General features: G+C 60.5%; 17 protein-coding genes. 6 read left to right on the top strand and 11 right to left on the bottom strand.

What is annotated here, in order from left to right; all coding sequences use genetic code 11:
• The first annotated feature begins 64 nt into the window (after nt 1-64).
• Entirely contained in the window at nt 65-763 is a 699-nt protein-coding gene (locus HDE79_RS07070; protein WP_184601252.1) for a hypothetical protein, read from the top strand.
• A 118-nt stretch (nt 764-881) separates the two neighbouring features.
• Here HDE79_RS07070 and HDE79_RS07065 read toward each other — a convergent pair whose 3' ends face one another.
• The 6 genes from HDE79_RS07065 to HDE79_RS07040 all read right to left on the bottom strand — a co-directional run bounded on the left by HDE79_RS07065 (nt 882) and on the right by HDE79_RS07040 (nt 7,039).
• Nucleotides 882-2,039, bottom strand: coding sequence for an isovaleryl-CoA dehydrogenase (locus HDE79_RS07065; protein WP_184601251.1), 1,158 nt, complete (start codon nt 2,037-2,039; stop codon nt 882-884).
• Between the two features lie 94 nt (nt 2,040-2,133).
• On the bottom strand, nt 2,134-4,299 hold the full coding sequence (gene yccS / locus HDE79_RS07060; protein WP_184601250.1) for a YccS family putative transporter: 2,166 nt from the start codon (nt 4,297-4,299) through the stop codon (nt 2,134-2,136).
• Between the two features lie 94 nt (nt 4,300-4,393).
• Entirely contained in the window at nt 4,394-5,497 is a 1,104-nt protein-coding gene (locus tag HDE79_RS07055; protein WP_184601249.1) for a Glu/Leu/Phe/Val dehydrogenase, read from the bottom strand.
• A gap of 231 nt (nt 5,498-5,728) precedes the next feature.
• Nucleotides 5,729-6,082, bottom strand: a complete 354-nt coding sequence (locus HDE79_RS07050) for a YXWGXW repeat-containing protein (protein WP_184601248.1) — start codon at nt 6,080-6,082, stop codon at nt 5,729-5,731.
• A 158-nt stretch (nt 6,083-6,240) separates the two neighbouring features.
• Nucleotides 6,241-6,591 carry a hypothetical protein gene (locus HDE79_RS07045; RefSeq protein ID WP_184601247.1) on the bottom strand — a complete coding sequence of 117 codons (351 nt, stop codon included), beginning with the start codon at nt 6,589-6,591 and terminating at the stop codon, nt 6,241-6,243.
• Between the two features lie 115 nt (nt 6,592-6,706).
• Complete coding sequence (locus tag HDE79_RS07040) at nt 6,707-7,039, bottom strand: YXWGXW repeat-containing protein (protein WP_184601246.1); 333 nt, start codon at nt 7,037-7,039, stop codon at nt 6,707-6,709.
• 283 nt (nt 7,040-7,322) lie between these two features.
• Here HDE79_RS07040 and HDE79_RS07035 point away from each other — a divergent pair, with 283 nt between their 5' ends.
• The 4 genes from HDE79_RS07035 (at nt 7,323) to HDE79_RS07020 (ending at nt 13,248) form a co-directional block, all read left to right on the top strand.
• Nucleotides 7,323-8,261: an alpha/beta hydrolase gene (locus HDE79_RS07035; RefSeq protein WP_255488318.1), complete on the top strand. Its 939-nt coding sequence runs from the start codon at nt 7,323-7,325 to the stop codon at nt 8,259-8,261.
• Nucleotides 8,262-8,371: 110 nt separating this feature from the next.
• Nucleotides 8,372-11,854, top strand: coding sequence for a methylmalonyl-CoA mutase family protein (locus tag HDE79_RS07030; RefSeq protein WP_184601245.1), 3,483 nt, complete (start codon nt 8,372-8,374; stop codon nt 11,852-11,854).
• Nucleotides 11,855-11,994: 140 nt separating this feature from the next.
• A complete protein-coding gene (locus HDE79_RS07025) occupies nt 11,995-12,156 on the top strand; it encodes a hypothetical protein (protein ID WP_184601244.1) in 162 nt (53 codons plus the stop codon).
• Nucleotides 12,157-12,279: 123 nt separating this feature from the next.
• Entirely contained in the window at nt 12,280-13,248 is a 969-nt protein-coding gene (locus HDE79_RS07020) for a hypothetical protein (protein WP_184601243.1), read from the top strand.
• 191 nt (nt 13,249-13,439) lie between these two features.
• Here the strand turns inward: HDE79_RS07020 and HDE79_RS07015 are convergent, their stop codons facing one another.
• On the bottom strand, nt 13,440-14,354 hold the full coding sequence (locus HDE79_RS07015) for a LysR family transcriptional regulator (RefSeq protein ID WP_184601242.1): 915 nt from the start codon (nt 14,352-14,354) through the stop codon (nt 13,440-13,442).
• A gap of 110 nt (nt 14,355-14,464) precedes the next feature.
• Here HDE79_RS07015 and HDE79_RS07010 point away from each other — a divergent pair, with 110 nt between their 5' ends.
• Nucleotides 14,465-15,718, top strand: coding sequence for an MFS transporter (locus HDE79_RS07010; RefSeq protein ID WP_184601241.1), 1,254 nt, complete (start codon nt 14,465-14,467; stop codon nt 15,716-15,718).
• Nucleotides 15,719-15,868: 150 nt separating this feature from the next.
• Here the strand turns inward: HDE79_RS07010 and HDE79_RS07005 are convergent, their stop codons facing one another.
• The 4 genes from HDE79_RS07005 to HDE79_RS06990 form a co-directional block, all read right to left on the bottom strand.
• Nucleotides 15,869-17,344: a hypothetical protein gene (locus HDE79_RS07005; RefSeq protein WP_184601240.1), complete on the bottom strand. Its 1,476-nt coding sequence runs from the start codon at nt 17,342-17,344 to the stop codon at nt 15,869-15,871.
• A 593-nt stretch (nt 17,345-17,937) separates the two neighbouring features.
• Nucleotides 17,938-18,795 carry an ATP-binding protein gene (locus HDE79_RS07000; RefSeq protein ID WP_184601239.1) on the bottom strand — a complete coding sequence of 286 codons (858 nt, stop codon included), beginning with the start codon at nt 18,793-18,795 and terminating at the stop codon, nt 17,938-17,940.
• 1 nt (nt 18,796) lies between these two features.
• Entirely contained in the window at nt 18,797-19,834 is a 1,038-nt protein-coding gene (locus tag HDE79_RS06995; protein WP_184601238.1) for a hypothetical protein, read from the bottom strand.
• Nucleotides 19,835-19,839: 5 nt separating this feature from the next.
• A complete protein-coding gene (locus HDE79_RS06990) occupies nt 19,840-20,907 on the bottom strand; it encodes a GTPase-associated system all-helical protein GASH (protein WP_184601237.1) in 1,068 nt (355 codons plus the stop codon).
• Between the last annotated feature and the right edge of the window lie 10 nt (nt 20,908-20,917).

The following is a 20,917-nucleotide window of genomic DNA, read 5'->3' as shown; positions in this document are numbered from 1 at the left end:
GCACCTGCCGGGTTTTCGGTGGATCGCGAAGAATGCATGCATCGATTCGACGGGGAGAGTCACGATGGATGCATATCGCATATTGGTCATGGCACATGCCTGTCTGGGCACGGTGGCCCTGGTGAGTTTCTGGACAGCCGCGCTCAGCCGCAAGGGTTCGCCCAGGCACAAGTCGGCAGGGCGCATCTACGTGAAAAGCATGCTTGGCATTATCGCCACCGCGCTGCCGATCGCTGCGGTGGCTTTCATGCGTGGCCATACCGGCACCGGCATTTTCCTGGCCTATCTGGTGGTGATTACCGCGACCGCGTTATGGCTGGGCTGGCGGGCGGTCCGTCGCAAGAGCGATCAGGCAGGCTTTCGCGATCGCACCTATCTGGCCGTGGCGCTGGCCAACCTGATCAGTGCGGCGATCGTATTCACCATCGGTCTGCGCACGGGCACTGCCGTGCTGATGGGATTCGCCGCAATCAGCGCGTACGGCGGCGTAACCATGCTGCGGCGACGCAGGCATCCGCTGAACAGTCCTCGCTGGTGGCTGCGCGAGCATTTCGCGGCGATGCTGGCCTGCGGTGTGGCGACGCATATCGCCTTCCTGTCGATCGGTCTCACTCGGCTTTTGCAGAGCGCCGGCATCGAGCCGGGCGGAATACTGGATCTGCTCAGCTGGTTCGGGCCGGTGCTGGCGGCCCTGGTGGCTGGCGTGCGACTCAACCGCAGGTATTTTCCGCGCAAGGCTGCCGACGCGCTGGCGCTGGACTAGCCGGCAACGCTATGGTGTCGCGGTGGGCTCGGGCAGCCGGATGACGCAAGTTCTCCGGCTGTTCGGCATGCAGCATCAGTTGCGCGTGGCTGATACGGTATTCGACCAGACTTTGCGATCAGGCCTTGCCGTGAAACAGCTCGCGACCGATCAGCATGCGGCGGATTTCGTTGGTGCCGGCGCCGATCTCGTACAGCTTGGCGTCGCGCAGCAATCGGCCGGCCGGGTAGTCGTTGATGTAACCGTTGCCGCCGAGTGCCTGGATGGCTTCCAGCGCGACCTGCACGGCATTCTTCGACGCGTTGAGCAGGCACGCGGCCGGATCGATGCGCGACTTCACGCCGCCATCGAACTGCTGCGCCACCATGTACGCGAAGCCGCGCGAGCTTTGCAGCGCGGTGTACATGTCGGCGATCTTGGCCTGCATCACGCCGAACGTGCCGATGGGTGCGTTGAACTGCTTGCGCTCGCGCACGTAGGGAATGGTGAGATCGAGCGCCGCCTGCATGATGCCGAGCGGTCCGCCGGAAAGCACTACGCGCTCGGTATCCAGGCCGCTCATCAACACGCGCACGCCTTCGTTGACCTCACCGACGATGTTCTCGGCGGGAATCTCGCAATCCTCGAACACCAGCTCACACGTGTTCGAGCCGCGCATGCCGAGCTTGTCGAGCTTCTGCGCGGTGGTGAAACCCTTCATGCCTTTCTCGATGATGAAGGCGGTCATGCAGCGGCTGCCGGCCGGACGTGGCGCGGTGCGCATATAGACCAGCAGCACGTCGGCATCCGGGCCGTTGGTGATCCACATCTTGCTGCCGTTGGCGACCCACACATCGCCTTTCAGCTCGGCCTTGCAGCTCATCGAACCCACCACGTCCGAACCGGCACCCGGTTCGCTCATGGCCAGAGCGCCGACGTATTCGCCGCTACACATTTTCGGAATGTACTTGCGCCGCTGCGCCTCGTTGCCGTTGTGGAAAATATTCTGTGTCGCGAGATTCGAGTGCGCGCCATACGAAAGGCCGACCGAACCCGAAGCGCGCGAGATCTCCTCCATCGCCACCATATGCGCCAGAAAGCCCATGCCGGTACCGCCGTATTCGGTCGGGATGGTCATGCCGAGCAGGCCCATCTCGCCGAGCTTCTGCCACAGGTCGGCGGGAAACAGGTTGTCGCGATCGATGCGATCGGCGCGCGGGGCGATTTCCTTTTCGGCGAACGCATGCACGGCTTCGCGCAACAGATCGATGTCTTCTCCAAGCGGAAAGGGACGCATGCGATAAAGCTCCTGAGGATTGCCAGCCACAGATGGTAGCGCGACAGCGAACAAACTGCCCTGGTCCGTGACAGCAAGTCGCTTGTACCCAGGCTCAGTCCGGATTTTGCATGGCCACGCCCAGTTCGCCGAGCTGGTCATGCAGCATCAGTACAAGGGCCAGTTGCCCGATCACCAGGGTCGCGATCTCATCGTCGACATCGTGCGACTCCAGTGTCTTGAAAAACGCCGTGCTATCGCCGAAGGGCGTAACCGGGGTATGCGTGGCCAGCGCGCCAGCCAGCCGATCGAGTGCGGCGATCGTCACATCACCAGCCTGCACGACGGCTTCCAGCGCAACCGGTGAAGCAATCATCTGGCGGTGTGCACCCAGTGCGGAAAGGTGACCCAGCAGCCGATGCGCCGCGGTGAGAAAGCGCAGCAGCGGCTCACTCCCTTGCCGATGTCGCCCGGGTTCGCGCAGCATGCTGGCCAGTGTCCCGCTAAGCGTTGCATCGGCGTTGTGCGCATCGCGCCGCGCGATCCGGTAGGGCAGGTCATCGCGTTTGCCGGAGGCGTATTGCGCGATTATCTGCACCAGGTAGCGTGCATCGGTCTGCACCGTATCGGCCATCACCTGATGCAACTGGCGGCCTTGCCAATCCGGCAGGATGAAATACGTCACCATCGCGGCGATACCGGCGCCGATCAGCGTATCCAGCAGCCGCGGCCACATGACGTCATAACCGCTGCCAAGCTGGTTGAAGCACAGCACCACGAACAGGGTGATGGCGGCGGTGGCAAGCGCGTACGAGCGTTGGCGCGCGGCAAAAAATCCCACACCGGTGATCACCACCAGCAATAGCTGTGCTGGCCCGAATGGCAGCAGCTGCAGCACCGCCCATCCGATCACCACACCGAGCATCGTGCCGGCGACGCGCTGCAACAGCCGACGGCGCGTAGCGTCGTAGCTCGGCTGACAGATAAACAACGTGCTGAGCAGAATCCAGTAGCCGTTCTGCGGGTGCACCAGGTGCAGCACGCCATAACCGACCAACAGCGCGATGGCCAGCCGCAGCGCATGGCGAAAACGCCGCGAACTCGCCGTGAGCTGCAGGCGTATGCGTGACCAAGCGTCGATCAGTGAGCGCGGGCTGGGGTCCTGCAGCGCGCTGTCGTCGTCCTCGACCGGCATGGCAACACGGCTGTCACCGGCGAGCTGTTTGCGAATCGCCGCCATATTGCGCAGCAGCCCATCCAGCGCCCGCAGAAGATGGGCGGCTGGCGGTTGGCGTTGGTCGCGCAATGCGTCAACGGAGGCACGGACATCGGCCAGTGCCGCTGCGGCCTGCGCATCGTCATCCAGAGGCAGTCGCAGGCGTAGCGTCTCGGCGCGACGTCGACAGTGGCCTGCTTCGAGACGCAGCAGATGCTCGCAGCGAAACAGCACGTCGCTGTGAAAAAACGCTTCGGCCAGGGCGTCGTAGGGATAGTGCGACGAGCTGATCCGTTCGTGGATGTCCTGCGCCATGAAGTACAGCTGCAGCCGCGCCGCCGTCGCACCACGTGGTCGCCGTGTGCCGATGCGATCGATCAGTACCAGCCGGGTGTCGTTGAGCGCGGTCACCACCTGCTCGTTCTGCATGGCCAGCGCGAGTTGCAGCGCTTCGCGATCGACGCCGGGCAGGGGCGCGAACAGCGCTGCTTTTCCGTCCAGGCCATCGGCCAGGGTTTCGAACAGACGCGCCAGTGAATGGCGTATCGCCTGCTGCGGCGACAGCACGCTCCAGGCCAGCGACAGCACGCCGTACCACGCTGCACCGGCGAGCAGCAGCAGTGGTTCGCGCCACAGGCTCAACGTGTGCGCGCCGTGCTGATCCGCACCGATCATCGTGTAAATCGACAGAATCAACGTGGCGCCAGCTATGGTCGCATAGCGCCCGCTTACCGCGCCCAGCATCACCAGCAGAAAGGTCGCGATGGGCAAGCTGGCTGCAAAGATCGCTGGGTAAGGCAGTAGCCACTCGATCGCGAACGCAGCGATGGCGAAGCAGGCCATCGTCACCAGCAAGGTAGCGAGGCGGTTGCGCCAGTGATCCTCGGTTTCCGCCAGCGCACAGGCAATGACGCCCAGCATTGCCGGAATCGCCACGGCAAACTGATGGCTGATGACGCACCAGAGCACGATGCCACCCAGCGCGAGAAATACCCGCACGCACTCGGCGAAGCGATCCGAGCCGCGCAGCCGGCGCCAACGATAAACAGGTGTCGATACAGTCATCACGGTTACCAGCATACGTGACCTGTCGACAGGACTCAGCATGAAAAACGCCGGCCTCGAAAGACCGGCGTTGGATGGTTACGACAGGCGCTGCTTACTGACCGCGCATGCGACCCTGGAAGCGTGTGCTGCCGTTGCCCATGTGCGGCAGCTTGATCTTGCCGATCGCGTTGATGCGCTCTTCGGCCAGACGGTCCGCGGCCAGGTAGGTCGGCACGTTTTCGGTCTTGCTGATCTCGAAGATGCGTCCGAGGTTGTAATAGATCGTGCGCATCATGCGCATCGCACGCTCGCGATTGTAGCCATCGATTTCCAGCGAGATGTTCATCACGCCACCCGCGTTGACCGCGTAATCGGGCGCGTAAACCACGCCACGGCGGAACAGCTCGTCGCCAATCGCATCGGTCGCCAGCTGGTTGTTGGCTGCGCCGCAGATCACCTTCGCCTTGATCCGATCGATCGTCTGCTCGTTGATCGTGCCGCCCAGCGCGCACGGCGAATACACGTCGGCGTCGACATCGTAGATCTCGTCCAGGCCAACGGCTTCGCAGCCCAGTTCGTCGACGCAGCGCTGCACCAGCTCCTTGTTGATGTCGGTGACGAACACCTTGGCGCCCTGTTCGCGCAACAGCTTGATGAACTCCATGCCGACGTGGCCGCAGCCCTGCACGGCGTAGCTGTGCTTGCCCACATCCTCGTTGCCGTACTTGAACTGCAGCGCGGCCATCAGGCCCTGCAGCGTGCCGAACGCGGTGAATGGCGACGGATCGCCCGAACCGCCGTGCACCTGATGCACGCCGGTCACGTATTCGGTTTCGCGGAACACGTATTCCATGTCGTTGACGTCGATGCCGACGTCCTCGGCCGTGATATAGCGGCCGTTGAGCGAATTGACGAAGCGGCCGAACGCGCGGAACAGCGCCTCGGATTTGTCCTTGCTCGGGTCGCCGATGATCACTGCCTTGCCGCCGCCCAGATTCAGGCCGGCCACCGCGTTCTTGAACGTCATGCCGCGCGACAGACGCAGCACATCGTTGATGGCCTCCTGCTCGGTCTTGTATGGCCACATGCGCAGGCCGCCGAGCGCAGGGCCCAGCACCGTGTTGTGAATCGCGATGATGGCCTTGAGGCCGGCGTCCTTGTTCTGGCAGAACACGACTTCTTCGTGACCGGTGTTGGCGATGGTTTCAAAGATCATTGGAACGGTTGACTCCATGAAGGACGGTGCCGGGTCGATGGTGTCGAGCGGCATCTGAAGACAGCGAGAGCGGAAGGTGGCCCGCGTGGTCGGGGATAAACGAGCCGAAAACTCAACGCCCCGACCGAGGTCGGGGCGAGGAATCAGGTGCCGAAGTTTAATACGTCACTCAATCGAGGTGGTACCGCGCTGCATCATCTGGCGTGTGTCACCCGGCTGGGAATGCAAGGATCACAGTGGGAGCCAGTATCCCGGCTTGAAGTGCCAGCCGTCCCGGTGCCGTTCCCAGGTGGCGTCGACATAGCGGTAGTCGGGTTTTGCCGGTATCCATTGGCCGGGTACGGCCACGTAATCATGGCCATCCCAGCGGGAATAGCTGTGTGCCCACACATAGCCGCGGCGCTCCTGCACGGTCTCGATCACAAACGGCGGCGGCTCGCGTGGCGACACCAGATCGTGGGAGTACGTGCTTTCAAACAGCGGCCGGTGCACCACCGGTTGGCCGTTCGATGGCTGCTCGGCACAACCGGCGGCAAGTGCAGCCGCCAGGACGAGTGTGACAAGAGCGGGTGCGCGATAGGCCATAGCGTGCGATTCCAAAGGGTGGATTATTGAAGAGTATGACGGCGCTGGAGTTTATCGCGGCACTCTGCACACAGACAGATCGTGCCCATCCCACCAATGAAAACGCCCCGATCGGCGGGGCGTTTTCATCAAGCAACATCAATCAGCTACGGGCGATCTCAGCCGACAATCCACACGCCGGCGCGCCAGTGCCAGCCATCACCGTGCTGTTCCCAATGCGGGTGCACATAGTGGTAACCCTGGCGTACGACTTCCCAGTGACCGCGCACGGTCACGTACTGACGGCCGTCCCAGCGGTAGTAACTATGTGACCAGATATAGCCTGGGCGCGGGCCAACCTGCTCGACGATAACCGGCGGTGGTGGGCGCGGCGCGACCACTTCCACGTACGCCGGCTGTTGCTGCTGCACGTAGACCGGGCGGTCATGCACCACCCGCTCCTCCACGCAACCGCTGGCTAACGCAGCTGCGACGATTAACGACGTGACTGCAATAAGACGAATGGACATGGTCGAATGCTTTCCTTGGGTTTGGGTTGAGAAATGTAAAGTTGCGTGGTGCGCCTAGTGTCAGCGGACGGCGGCTTTCTCGACACCCGTCCGCTGATCGCAGGTTGTTGCGCGTTCAGCGCGCCCAATAACCGTTGCGGAAACGCCAGCCGTCACGGCCATGGTCCCAATAGGCCGGACGCCAGTTGTATCCCGGGCGACCACGCACCCAATAACCACCAGCCCAGACGTGGCGACGCAGGCGACCGTCCCAGCGCCAGTAACCGGGCGCCCAGACGTAGCCATAGCGCGGCGGCGGCACGCGCTCGAAACGGGGCGGCGGCGGCGCAACGCCAATTCGCGTGGTCACGTAAACCTGTGCCGAAGCGGGTGGTGCGTAGGCCGTTGCACCGGCGAACGCCAAGCCGAGTCCGGCGAGCAGGGCCAGCTTGAGAGGCATGCTTTTCATCGTTGATCTCCCGGCCGCACCATGCGGCTTGCAATGACAGTAACGCCGCGCCACGGCCTCTGTTGACTTCTTGCGATCGGCTCGTTCAGGTTCGAGCCGGGGGAACAGCAGACCTGCCGCGCCACGAAATTTTCCCGGAGTCGATACCCGATTGGCGTTTCCCCAAGCCGTGTCGGATGCGTTATGGTTATGCTGCAACGCAACAAGCAACGTCATACGCCAGCACGCGTACGTTGATTTCAGTGTCTGGCCCGGCCTCTTTCCAATCCAACGGAGCAACGCCATGCCTTATCCATCCGCTGTCACTCCCGTTTCCTCCTCGCACACCGCCAGCCATAGCTTCAAGATGAGTTCGGTACGCGCCGGCTTTGCGCTCGGCAGTCGGCTCATGCCGCATCGAACGCTCGATCGCGCGGCCAAACTTTTCTCCACGCCCTATGCCAGCAGCCATCGCCGCGCGCTCGCGGCCAAGCCTGATCCGGACATGCGACGCGGCGAAATCTTTCTGCATGGCCAGCGCGTCGTGACCTACATCTGGGGCGACCCCAGTACCCAGCCTTATGCGCTGCTGGTGCACGGCTGGTCCAGCTTCGGCTTGCGCTATCTGTCATGGATACCGCATCTGCGCGCCCTGGGTTATGCAGTCATCACCTTCGATCAGCCCGGTCATGGACTCAGCGACGGGCAATACTGCACGCTGCCGAATTTCGTTGAAACCACCAACGAGATCGGCCGCTGCTTCGGTCCGGCCGCGCTGGCTGTGGGTCATTCACTGGGCGCCGCTGCGCTGGTGATGGCACAGGATCACCAATGGCGCGCGCATCGGATGATTCTGTTGGCACCCGTCGCCGACATGGTTGCCGCTACCGATCGCTTTATGGAGATGGTGCATCTGGGTCCACACCTGCGCGAGCCATTTTTTGCCTGGCATCAGCAGAAAACCGGTGTGCATCCGCAGGATCTGCAAACCCATCGGCATCTGGCCGCCTTGGGCCAGCCCGGACTGATCGTGCACGACCTCGGCGACGAAGACGTGCCATGGGAGGAGGGCGAACGCTGCGCCAGCCACTGGTCCAGTGCGCGCCTGCTCAGCACCCAGGGCCTGGGGCACCATCGCGTGGTGGATGCGCCGGAAGTGATCGATGCATCACTGGCTTTCGTGCGTGGCGAAAACGTCGGCGATCGCATCGTCGGCAGCCCCAATCTCGCTTACGGCATCTAGACGACCGGCATCCAGACAACGCGGTCGTACCCGTCCGCTGCAGTGCACCAGAGTGGGCGCACGAACCCCACTAGAATGGCCGGTCTAGTCGTTTGAGTCGGAGTTGCGCCATGAGTACGCCTGCCAAGCACGTTCCCGCCAGCGACACGCAGGCCGAGTCCACGCCGCTGCGCTTTGTTACCGCCGCCAGCCTGTTCGACGGCCACGATGCGGCGATCAACATCATGCGCCGCATCATCCAGGCGCAGGGCGCTGAAGTGATCCACCTCGGCCACAACCGCTCGGTGGAAGACGTGGTGCGCGCGGCGCTGCAGGAGGATGCCGACGCCATCGCGCTGTCGTCCTACCAGGGCGGCCACGTCGAATACTTCAAATACATGGTCGACATGCTGCGCGAGCGCGGCGCTGGCCATGTGCGCGTGTTCGGCGGTGGCGGCGGCACCATCACGCCGGAAGAAATCAAGGAGCTGCAGGCCTACGGCGTCGAGCGTATCTATCACCCGAATGACGGTATGAAGCTCGGCCTCACCGAGATGATCGAAGACGTCATGGCGCGCGCCGGCACCGGTGCTGCCGAGCGCGCGCAGAGTGAAGTCGCTGCCGTACCCAAGGTCGATATCGACGACGAAATTTCCATCGGCCACATGCTCTCGGCCATCGAGGAGGGCAAGCTGGCCGACACCGACCTCGCGCTGCTGCGCAAGCAGTGGGCGCTGGCCGGCAAGCAGACGCCCGTGCTCGGCCTCACCGGCACCGGCGGTGCCGGCAAGTCCAGCGTGGTGGACGAACTGCTGCTGCGTTTTCTGCACGCGTTTCCGCAGATGCGCATCGCCGTGCTGGCGGTCGATCCCACTCGTCGTCGTTCGGGTGGTGCCTTGCTCGGCGATCGCATCCGCATGAATTCGCTGCGCAGCCCGCGCGTCTACATGCGCTCCATGGCCACGCGCCGCCAGCACGCGGCGACCAGCATCGTGCTGCACGACTGCATCGATTTTCTGAAGAGCCAGCCGTACGACCTCGTCATTGTCGAGACCGCCGGCATCGGCCAGAGCGATTCGGAAATCGTCGACCTGGTCGACTTTCCCGTCTACGTGATGACCAGCGAATACGGCGCCGCCAGCCAGCTCGAAAAAATCGACATGATCGATTACGCCGAGCTCATCGTGCTCAACAAGTTCGACAAGCGCGGCGCGGAAGACGCGCTGCGCGACGTGCGCAAGCAGTGGAAGCGTAACCGCACCGCCTTCGCCTTGAAGGACGACGAGGTGCCGGTGTATCCCACCATCGCCAGCCAGTTCAACGATCCCGGCGTCACCTGGATGTTCGCCAACCTGTGCCGGCTGATGCGCGACAAGCTCAAGCTGCCGGCCGACAAGTGGTCGCCGCAGCTCGACACCACGCTGAAAGAACCGCGCGCCACCGTGCTCATTCCCGGCCAACGCGTGCGTTATCTGGCGGAAATCGCGGAGCAGGGCCGCAGCATCAACGCCGGCATCCAGAAGCAGGCCGAGTTTGCCAGCAAGGCGCAGCACTACTACGAGTCACTGAAAGAACTCGGCGACAGCAAACTACCGCACGCGCTCGACCTCTACCACTCCACGGATTTGTTGTCGCATATCGGCAACGACAGCCAAGCGGTCGACCGCAGCCTGCTCACCTTGCGCCAGCGCTACAACGCCGCGCTGGGCGAACTCAGCAAGGAGGCGATCGAACAACTGCGCGCATGGCCGGCGCTGTTCGAATCCGTGACCGTCGAGTTCAACGAGTACACCGTGCGCGACAAAGTGATCCGCGTCGATAACTATCGCGAGTCGCTCAGTCACCAGAAAATTCCGAAAGTCTCGCCGCCCAAATCGAAAGACTGGGGCGAACTCGTCAGCTTTCTCGGCCGCGAAAATCTGCCCGGCCATTACCCCTATACCGGTGGCGTGTATCCATACCGCCGCAGCGGCGAAGATCCCACCCGCATGTTTGCCGGCGAAGGCACGCCCGAGCGCACCAACCGCCGCTTCCATTACCTGAGCCAGGGCGGTGCGGCCACGCGCCTGTCCACCGCGTTCGACTCGGTCACCCTGTACGGGGAAGACCCGGCGCCGCGCCCGGACATCTACGGCAAGATCGGCAACTCCGGCGTCAACATCGCCACGCTCGACGACATGAAGAAGCTCTACTCCGGCTTCGACCTCAGCGCGCCCAGCACCTCCGTCTCCATGACCATCAACGGCCCCGCGCCGATGATCCTGGCGATGTTCATGAACACCGCCATCGACCAGAACGTCGAAAAATACCTGCGCGAAGATCCCACCCGCTGGGCCGATGCCGAAAAGAAAATCGCCGCCATCTATCAACACGTGCAGCGCCCGCAGTACCTCGGCGAACTGCCCAAAGGCAACGATGGATTGGGGTTGGGCCTGCTCGGCGTCTCCGGCGACGAGCTGGTCGATGCCGACACCTACGCACGCATCAAGCAGCACACCTTGCAGAACGTGCGCGGCACCGTGCAGGCCGACATTCTGAAAGAGGACCAGGCGCAGAACACCTGCATCTTCTCCACCGAATTCGCGCTGCGCATGATGGGCGACATCCAGCAGTATTTCGTCGACCACAAGGTGCGCAACTTCTACTCGGTGTCGATCAGCGGGTATCACATCGCCGAAGCCGGGGCCAACCCGATCAGCCAGCTCGCCTTCACCCTGAGCAACGGCTTCACCATCGTCGAGTACTACCTCGCGCGCGGCATGAAGGTGGACGACTTCGCGCCCAACCTCAGCTTCTTTTTCTCCAACGGCATGGACCCGGAGTACACCGTTATCGGCCGCGTGGCCCGGCGTATCTGGGCGCGCGCCATGCGCGAGCGCTACGGTGCCAGCGCACGCAGCCAGATGATGAAGTACCACATCCAGACCTCAGGCCGCTCCCTGCACGCGCAGGAGATCCAGTTCAACGATATCCGCACTACGCTGCAGGCCATGTACGCGCTGTTCGACAACTGCAACAGCTTGCACACCAACGCCTACGACGAAGCCATCACCACGCCCACCGAAGAAAGCGTGCGCCGTGCCGTGGCCATCCAGATGATCATCAACAAGGAGCTCGGCCTCAACTTCAACGAGAACCCGTGGCAGGGCAGCTACGTGGTCGACGCGCTCACCGACCTGGTGGAAGAGGCCGTGTACAAGGAGTTCGAGGCGATCAGCGAGCGCGGCGGCGTGCTCGGCGCCATGGATACCATGTACCAGCGCGGCAAGATCCAGGAAGAGTCGATGTACTACGAGCACAAAAAGCACGACGGCTCGCTGCCACTCATCGGCGTCAACACCTTCCTGCCGAAGGATCACGGCGGCGAAATCGCCACCGAGATCGAACTCATCCGTTCGACCGAAGAAGAGAAGGGCGCCCAGATCGCCAACGTCAAACGCTACGGCGAAGCGCGCAACGCGCTGGCATCCGATAGCCTCAAGGTGTTGCAGGGGACGGCGCGCGATCGCCGCAACGTGTTCGAGCAGCTGATCGAGGCGGTGAAGTACAACTCGCTGGGCCAGATCTCGCACGCGCTGTACGACGTGGGCGGCGAATACCGCCGCAACATGTAAAGCCAGCTTGAACCCTCTCCCCTTCGGGCGGCAGTCCCCTTTTTGGGAGAGAGGGCAGGGTGAGTGGCGGGTGCTCGCGGGGAAGACCCAAGGAAACCCGAGATACATCGAATTGTTGAGCCGAATTCCGGGAGCCGACAATGATTAAATTGAAAGCAGTCGAGTCAAAGGGCGGCTATCGGCTGTGGCTACGTTTCTCCGGCGGCTCGTCCGGCGCGTTTGATGTTCTAAAGAAACTGAGCGCATCACTACTAGAACGAAAGGGGCGAGCCGTTAATGTGATCCCGGCGCGCGACTTTTGAGTCGATTATGCAGACCAAATAATCGATTTTGTGGGTCGCATCACAGATAGGATCAAATCATGGTTCCATCTTAAAGATGGGGTAGAGGGTTTAATCACGCAAACTTAGCCGGAGTGCTGATCAATGCCAAACCTCTATCTTGCTTGGAAGGGTTCCGATGACGATGACACGACGCTTTGGACCATACGCTGTTCAACACAGGTGCCCGACTTCGATCAGCCGCAACAAGTTTTCCGTACGGAACAAACTTCCCTTGGCCCGCAACAAGCGCTACCTGTGTTGTGCTCTAGCAAACCTGCTTTGCTTGCTTTGTCAGATCGCATCCTTGTGGCTGCTGCAGATGATGTCATTCTCCCCGGTCCGGGTTCAGGACATAGTGACAATTTGAGTTCGGGCTATTGCCAAAGCTGGCCCAACTTAATCGGAACGCAGTTGGTCCCTGGGACCGCAACGTCCTGGGCACCTGCACTCGCGCCCTGGGGCAATGGCGCACTTATGGTCTGGAATGGGGACGGCAGCGACACGCGTATTTGGTGCAGTAACTACAGCCAGAGCTTCAACGTCTGGTCGTCACAATTCCTGACGGAGCTCGAGAATAGCGGCCAACCGATCCAATCGGGCTCGACGCCAGCGATCGTTAATTTTTCTGGCACGCTGTTGATGGTCTGGCGTGGCGAAGGCAGCAACGATAATCTCTACTACGCAACGTCTCAAGATGGCCTTCACTGGCAGGGGAACAAAGGGATACCTGGAGCAGCTTCAACGATTGCGCCGGCGATGACCATTTTTAACGGCGTTCCGGTCATATGCTTCAAAGGTGGCACGAATGACGACGGCATCCATGCGTCGGTTTACAATGCCGCGACGGATTCTTGGGCACCCGTGGCGCAGACCGGCGGATTCGGTACATCTCACGGCCCGAGTCTTGCCGTCTATCAAGGCGAGCTTTTTATGGCGTGGAAAGGCGTGTCGGGCGATACGTCGCTTTGGTGCGCAACGACTTCGGATCCCTTAAATCCCAAGGCCTGGTCCGGCCAAAAAAATATCCCCGGCACCGGAAGTAGCGTGGGACCCGCAGCGGTCGTTTTTTGAGTTGACCGCTACGGCGCTTCGCGAAAAAACAGGGTCAGGTTGAGGTGGCCCGGCTTTTTCGGACATGTTAATTAAATTAAGCACTCATGACTTCGTCATCCACAACCGTCGGCGTTCGATAATCAAGCGTTTGATGCAGATCAAGTGTCGATGCATGCGCGTCGAAACACTCATCTGATCTTGTGCAAGCGCTAAGCGCGTCGCTTTTTTGCCGGTCGTGCCATCGGTAGTTTTTGTAACTCCTCGAGCAAGAGTGCGACGGGCGCTACCAGCCTTGGGGGCAGGGGGCGGTGCACCAGCCACGCAACGATTTCGGGTCGGAAATCGGCCACGGTGAGGACCTTGAGCCGATGCCGATAGGCGCTGCGTTCGAGCAGTTCGGCGGTGACCATGCCCAGGCCGGCGCCGCGCGCCACCAGCGACAACTGCAATTCCGAGCCCGTCGCTTCGACCGTGACGTCGAACGGTATGCCGGCGATACCCAGCGCGCTGCGCAGTGCCGAGCGCATGCCGCAACCGCTCTGGCTGAGCACCCAGGAGAAGCCCGCCAGGCCGCGCACGTCAAGCTTCGCTGGCAACCCCAGGGAAGGCGCGGCGACGATGCGAATCGGCTGCGATGCGAGTGAGGTCGCGATAAACGAGGCGGGTGGCGTAGCACCGTTGGCGTAACCGACCACGGCGGCATCGAGTTGGTCGCCCTCCAGCGATGCGGTCAGCGTTGGCGACCAACTGGTCTGGATGCGCAGTGCCAGCCGCGGGAAGGCCTCGCGCAGCCTGTCGACCGGCGTGGCCAGCATCATGTCCGCGAGATACGGCGCCATGCCGAGCCGCAATTCGCCCTCCGGCTCCACGGCCGGGTTGACCGCTGCCATCAATTCGCTTTCGGCGCGTAACAGCTGACGTCCCTTGGCGTAGACCTCTCTACCTGCCGACGACGGCCGCAGCGGTTTGGATTGCCGGTCTAGCAGCTCGACGCCGAGCAAGGCCTCCAGTGACTGCACGCGACGCGTAACGGCCGGCTGGGTCAGATGCAAGCGGTTGGCTGCCTGCACGATGGAGCCCGCATCTACCACGGCGATGAAGGCGGTCAAATCATGGGTATTCATCGGCGACTCTCAGATATGTGATTTGCACATAGTCTTTATGATTATTATTCAATTGCTGCATGGGCCCGGGGTATTTAACCTCAGCGCCCTCGTCGCCGCAAATGCCGCTCATGTCTACCGATGCCAACGCCGTACTCACCGCTCCCGCCCCCGTCGAACAGGTTGTCCCTCTCACACCTGGCATGACGCTGCTATTCGCGTTCGCCGTCAGCGTGATGATCGTGAACCTCTCCGCCGCCCAGCCGCTGACTGCGCCCATCGCGCACAGCCTGGGTATTCCGCCCGCGCTATCGGGTCTGGTGGCCACGCTGCCCCAGCTGGGCTATGCGGTAGGCATGGTGTTTCTAGTGCCGCTGGCGGATCTCACGGAGAACCGTCGCCTGACGGTAAGCACACTCTTCGTCTGTGCGGTGATGCTGGCGCTGGCAGGCCTCGCGCCGAATGCGTCCGTGTTTCTGCTCGCCGCGTGCGTGGCCGGTACTACGTCGTGCGCCATCCAGGTGCTGGTGCCGCTGGCCGCCTCCATGGCTCATCCCGATCATCGCGGCAGCGCCGTCGGTAGCGTGATGAGCGGGGTGATGCTGGGCATTTTGTTTTCGCGCCCGCTCGCCAGCACGGTGGCGGGCCATTTTGGCTGGCGATCGTTCTATGTGTTGATGGGCGTACTCGATGCCTTGGTGGCGGTGATGCTTCTGCTCAAGCTGCCGCAGCGTCGGCCCGATTTTGGGCATAGCTACGGCGTGCTGATCCGGTCGCTTTTGGCCTTGTGGCAGCGCGAGCGCGTGCTTCGGCGATATGCCGTGTCGGCGGCTTTTGTGATGGCAGCGTTTTCGGCGTTCTGGACCGGTGTGGCGGTGCTGCTGGTGCAACCGCCGTTCGCCTTGAGTGCGAATGCTGCCGCGGCCTTCGCGCTGGCCGGTGTCGCCGGCACGGTGGTCGCACCACTGGCAGGTCGTGCCGGCGACATGGGCCACGGCGTGGTGGGCATGCGCATCGCGCATGTCGTGCTGCTCGCCGGCATCGTGCTCGCCGGCATCGCCGGTGCCGGGTGGTTCGGGTTCGACATTCGCGCCCATCCATACCTTGCGTTAGGTTTGCTCGTCCTCGCCGCGATCATGATCGATGCCGGCGCCGTGGGTGACCAGACGATCGGCCGCCGCGCGGTCAACATGCTGATGCCCGAGGCGCGCAGTCGGCTCAACGGTTTGTTTGTGGGCGTGTTCTTCGTCGGTGGCAGCGTCGGTGCCGCTGGTGCCGGCGTGGCATGGGCCATGGCGGGTTGGACGGGTATTTGCGCGCTATGCCTGTGGTTCGTGGCGTTGGCCTTTGCCGGCGACGTCATGGCGCGCACGCTGCGCCATTAGGCGCGTTGCGGAAGGCCGGGCTAGTCGAGTCGTGGTTGCGTGGTCACAGCCCGAGGTCCGGCGCGGGCGTGTCTTCTCGATCGCGCCGACAGTCGTTGGGTTTTTCGTTGTCGGCGCTTCTACGCCGGTTATTCCCAGCGGCGAGCCTCACTAACTTCGCTCCGTCGATTTCAAAAACTCGCGTATAAGACGACGGCGTTGTTTGCTGAAGTCATCTTGTTTGTTGCGTAGTGAGGCTTGCACTTCGCGCAGGAAACGTTGCCCTCCCCATTCGTCAACAACCTCTTTCAACACGAGCTGAAATAGATCTTCTGACTCGGCGACCCAAGCGAATGCTCCTGCCCAGAGATGGCGTGCCACGTAGGCGTTAGCTAAGGCCTTTCTAATACGAAGGCAACGATCCCAGCGTAGATCTGCGGAGGCCCATGGAAGGAGATTCTCTATCAGCTCCCAATCGGGTTCGCCCAGTTCAGAATTGCGCGCGGCACCATGCAGCTGCTCAAAAGTCAGCTGAAACAGCTCTTCCTTACTTCGTGAGCTCCGGCCCAATGCACGACGAAAACCGTACGCGCATAACTGAACGGGCAGAGCATTCTCGCTTTGTCGGAGTCTCGACAGGGCCTGGACCCAAGGGTCCTGGCCGGAGGCGTTCGGTACGGCATCGGTCGGCAATTCGTACGCAATAGATTGGAGCACGAATCCGGACGTCATCACGGATTCGCTAAGAAACATAGCAACGGCAGAGAGGTTCTTGCAGGCAGCCCTCACCCAAGTTCGGGCAGACTTCACTGGTGTGCTGGCCGCAACAAGAATTTCGAGCGCCTTTAAGGAAGCGAGCTCACCTATCGCCTTCATTCCAGCAGCTATAAGCTGCTCATTCTCTAAACCCTGCACCATTGCGGTAGCGGCCGCGCTTTTGAGCTCCGCTCCGAGCCCGTTAAGTGCTTTTGGCCAAACTTCTATCGCCGACCAAAACGCGGGCTCGGTAACCACGTCTTGGCGTAATCGGAGAACCCTTTCTTGAGTCTCTTCATCAGAAGGCCATCGGCACACGAGCTCGTCCACTGGAAGCTCGCCGACGATCTGATAAGCGAAAGGTTGTAACTCGCTATCACCATCCAACAATTCAAACAGCAGCGCCGGGTGGCGCTCCCAGAGCGCATGACCAAGAGCATCCTTTTTCCGGAAAAGGGTCTTATCATCAACAAGCGAAAGATGATCCAGAAGAAATCGCATGGCTCGCTCGCTGATCGAGCGAGGATGCCCAAGCGCAGTGTCCGCAATATGACGCTTGGCGAGTTTAGACGTGCCTAGAGACGAGTCTTTGGTGATAAACGAGATAGCGTCATCAAGAGCACCTTCCCACGGGCTTCGATCCAAAATGTTGCGGAACTGACAGAGAGGGCGCATGACCTCGCGCCCTCCAAGAATGTCCGTTCCCAAGAGTCTTAGCAGATCCCTCAGACCCGTGACATTTGGATCATCAACGTCAGCGACAAGGCCGCTCAACCATTCGTCAGTGGGAAACACAGCAATATCGGATACATCTAAAGTTCCGGGCAACCTTGTACGACCAATGGGACCATTGGTCGACACGAGCTGAAGGTCGAAGATTGCGCTGTCCAAGGAGCGATCCTTTGACGTCAAAGTACAAAAGCGAAATGTGCGACGCAAGCGTGGCCACTGTTGATCCCAAGACCTAAGTACTAGCCGATCCGCATCCAAAGATGGAGGGCGGCGCGCCAAGATGCGATCCCGAGGGGCTCCGTATAGTGCGTACAAGACTTGCCTAAGCCACACGAGCTCAGCTTCACCCAGCTTCTCCTCATCCCTATCTTCGCCGAAGTTGATAGATATCGATTGGCTGTATGGATGAAGATTATATTTTTCCGGTCGCTTGAAATACGATGCGATTTGCGATGGTTGGGTGATTCTGGCCAAGTCACCAAAGCTGATAAACAGCGTATGTGTCCAGACGGATCCTGGCCTCGGCATTTCCGACGCGGGCCAGGTCATAGCGAGGGCGTACACGCCGGCTTCCTGTAACGGGTAGCCAGTTATATAGTTGATGCCCTCAGACGTTACACCAGGACCTGACACGTCGCTCATTACGAGGAGAAGCTTCGCATCTCTTGCACCAAGCTGGAGGGACGACACAAGTTGGCGGTGCCCGTCCGAGTAGCCGTGTAGAGCTTGATGAACTTTGGTTATCACAGAATTTACGACCCCAGAACCCAGCAAAGCGGGTCAGTGAGGTCATGCGACTCCTCGCCCCCATAAACAACCGCTATGCGCTTGGAAGGACAATCGATATTCCTCAGAGGCTCCGCGTCCGGACTGGTCTTCTTGTCACCATCGTAATCCCCCCCCTGAGCACTTACACCATAGATGCGCCAAGACCATTCTGTATCTAATCCGTAATTGAGGAACTGAAATAAAAGGGGCAGCTCCTGCTTCAAATAGTCTTCGGGCGAGCGACGTTCCGCTCGAACCTTGTCCCATGCGGACAATATGATAGCCAGGCGCCTGGGCCCTATGTCTAAAGGTTCCGACTGAAGCATTTGAAGCAAATCAACTAGCTGCACTTGAGTAGGGGCCAGTCTTGGATTCCATGGCACTACACCATCGGGATCATAATTGAGTCCAAGTACCTCGCACTGTTGCTTCAAATCAGCGACCCAGCCAGGCGCGTTGATCTTGTCAGCATGTACAAATAGAAGTATCCCTTCACTGCCGAAGTGCGTTGCCAATTCCATAGTGCATTGTCGCTCCTCCCACATATCGCGGAAGGACTCACCTGCTAGATCAGGGAATACGACGACGTCGGGGTCTCGGTTCTCCGCTTTAAGGCTCATCGAAACCAGTTGATCACCGTCTGTGGCCGTCCTTTCTTGGCTTTTCGCCTGCCGCCAACGTTCAGCGATCTTGACGAGGTGAGCAGAATTTCCAGCACGCAACGTCACGAATTTTAGTTTTACGTCTATTTCTCGCTCAGTGACAACGTGCCACAGAGCGGCGAGAAACGTAGTCTTGCCCGATCCGGGCAGACCGAGCACCGCCAACGATTTCCCGCTCATGCTAATTCGTCCCCGCACTTGCAAATTGCAGGCGGCCAAATGCTCGGCTCGGCAGGATGTCAATCCGCCGGACCTCTTTGGGCTCGTAGCGCAGTCCAGGTGCTAACCAAAATTTTAAAAGCTCAAGCAAGCCCTCTCCTCGCTTGGCGCCTCCAGACGCCGGTGAGGCAGCAACCTGAAAGGAGCTGATATTTGCGAAATAACCGCCAAAATTTTCTGTGACCGCCTGGACGATACTCGCGAAGTATTCCAAAGCTTGGGCGCGGCCATTCCCACTGCTGTGTATGGCATCAATCTTTGTAAGGACCACTGCGAGCCTCTGCCAAGGGCGGATGACTCCCGCATCTAAAAATGCCTGCAGCGTCAGCCTGACCTCAGAGCGAACGTTGTGGCGATGACCGCTGTCGAGCAGCTTTGCCCCGTCGACCAACATAGTTATGGTGTCGGCTCGCGACAGCTCGGGGAGCCCTACGGCAGAATCAGGGTCTTCTCTTGTGTCCGAGTATTCCTCGCCAGCTCTGTCGGCCAGTAGCATAACTGCCCTCGCACCAGCGAGTTGATCGACTAACTCCAAATGATAGAACCGCACCTCCCCACGGTTAGTCCGTTCAATGTGAGGCGTTTTCCTCCGCGATGCGGCTCGGGAGTCGTGACATATCTGTTCAAAGGAGTGCAAAGTATTCGATGTTGCGAATGCTATATCGCCAACGGGGCCGCCTTGGAACAAATCGTACAAACCCGCTATCAAGCTGGTCTTGCCGGCTTCATGTGGGCCGATAATTGCGATCAGATTGGTAAGTCGGTCAGCAAAAAGCTCGTTTGCCTCTCTGACATCGAGCGTGGTCGAAAGCGGCAGGCTCAACCCATCCTTGGACACCTCTACGCTCGACTCAACCGAAAGCTTGTCGATGGGGTCCTTGCCATACTGTGGACAGGTTGCCAACTCCGGAAAACCTTCCACGCACTTACCGTCGGTCGCGACGCGGCAATCAGGATTGGCGCAGCGTATCGGTGACAGGTCCTTTTCGTTGGTTGCCATGGCCGTCAGCCACCATGAATCAGCAAGCGCTCATAATAGGCAAGCTCTGCGAAGCTTAGGGCACATAGCCTCTCGTCGGACTTCACATCGCACACGCTTGCCCAGACGCCCATCCAGGAATCGTCTCCATGCACCTCCGCGCGGCGTTTCATTGCCTCGTGGATCGGAGTAGTTACCGGAGACACATTCGGGCTATTTGCTTCTGGCAGTGCTGTCCTGAGCCATTCAATGGCTAAGTTCTGCACGCTTTCCTGCACATTTACGGGCACGTCTGCGGCAACTCCAGCACGCGACAACAACGCTTGGATTCCCAAGGGGCCTGGTAGGGTGGCTGTCATGTCGGCCAACTCCTTTGCCAAAACCAGTGGGCGAGATAGGGCTGGTATCTCGGAGAACGGAATACTCATCGAGAAACTGCTGCTGCCGTGAAGCCACCACAACATATCGAGCTCTTCGTCCTGGATACGGACGTAAGAGCTAACAGCTTGCTCGTACTGAAGTTGCTGCTTCGCTAAGGTCTGAAGGACCAGTTTCGTCGATTGCACGAGCCCTACAAAAGCCTTTTCTATGTGCTCCTGATCGAACGTCTTCACCGCTTCCAGCGCCTCAACGGGGGCGAAATTGATTGTTGCAGATGACGCAGTCTTCAGAACTTGGCGCCTTCGAGAGGTATCTGAAATGGAGCGCATTGTGTTAGTTGCCATCCCAATCAGATCCATGGGCTGGGTCACGACACGAAGACCACCAAGGTGCGTAGTCCGGATGAGGGTTGCAGCCAATGCCGCGGAGCTATCCGCTTTGCTTAGAATGACCGCGAGTGTGGCCGCCGCAAGCAGGTTAAGCTCCTCTTCACCCACAGGCCCGGCTTCGCCCGCAAGCGTGCTCTTTAATGTTGCGAGCTCTGAGGTCGATGCGGACTGCCGGGACCGGAACGCCAATCGGACCAAAGCTTCCAACGCAGGGCGCGTTGGCTTTTGAGCGGCGAGTTCAACCGCTGCCCATCGCGCTCCCAAAAGCTTCTCATCATGTTGCAGGGTGACTGCTTCATACCAACGGCTGAAATCTGAGAGCACATTTCCTCCT

The sequence above is a fragment of the Rhodanobacter sp. MP1X3 genome, from assembly GCF_014207165.1.
In the GTDB taxonomy this organism is placed as follows: Bacteria; Pseudomonadota; Gammaproteobacteria; order Xanthomonadales; family Rhodanobacteraceae; genus Rhodanobacter.
Note: the sequence above shows the minus strand (reverse complement) of the source record. Positions and strands in the feature narration are given on the sequence as shown.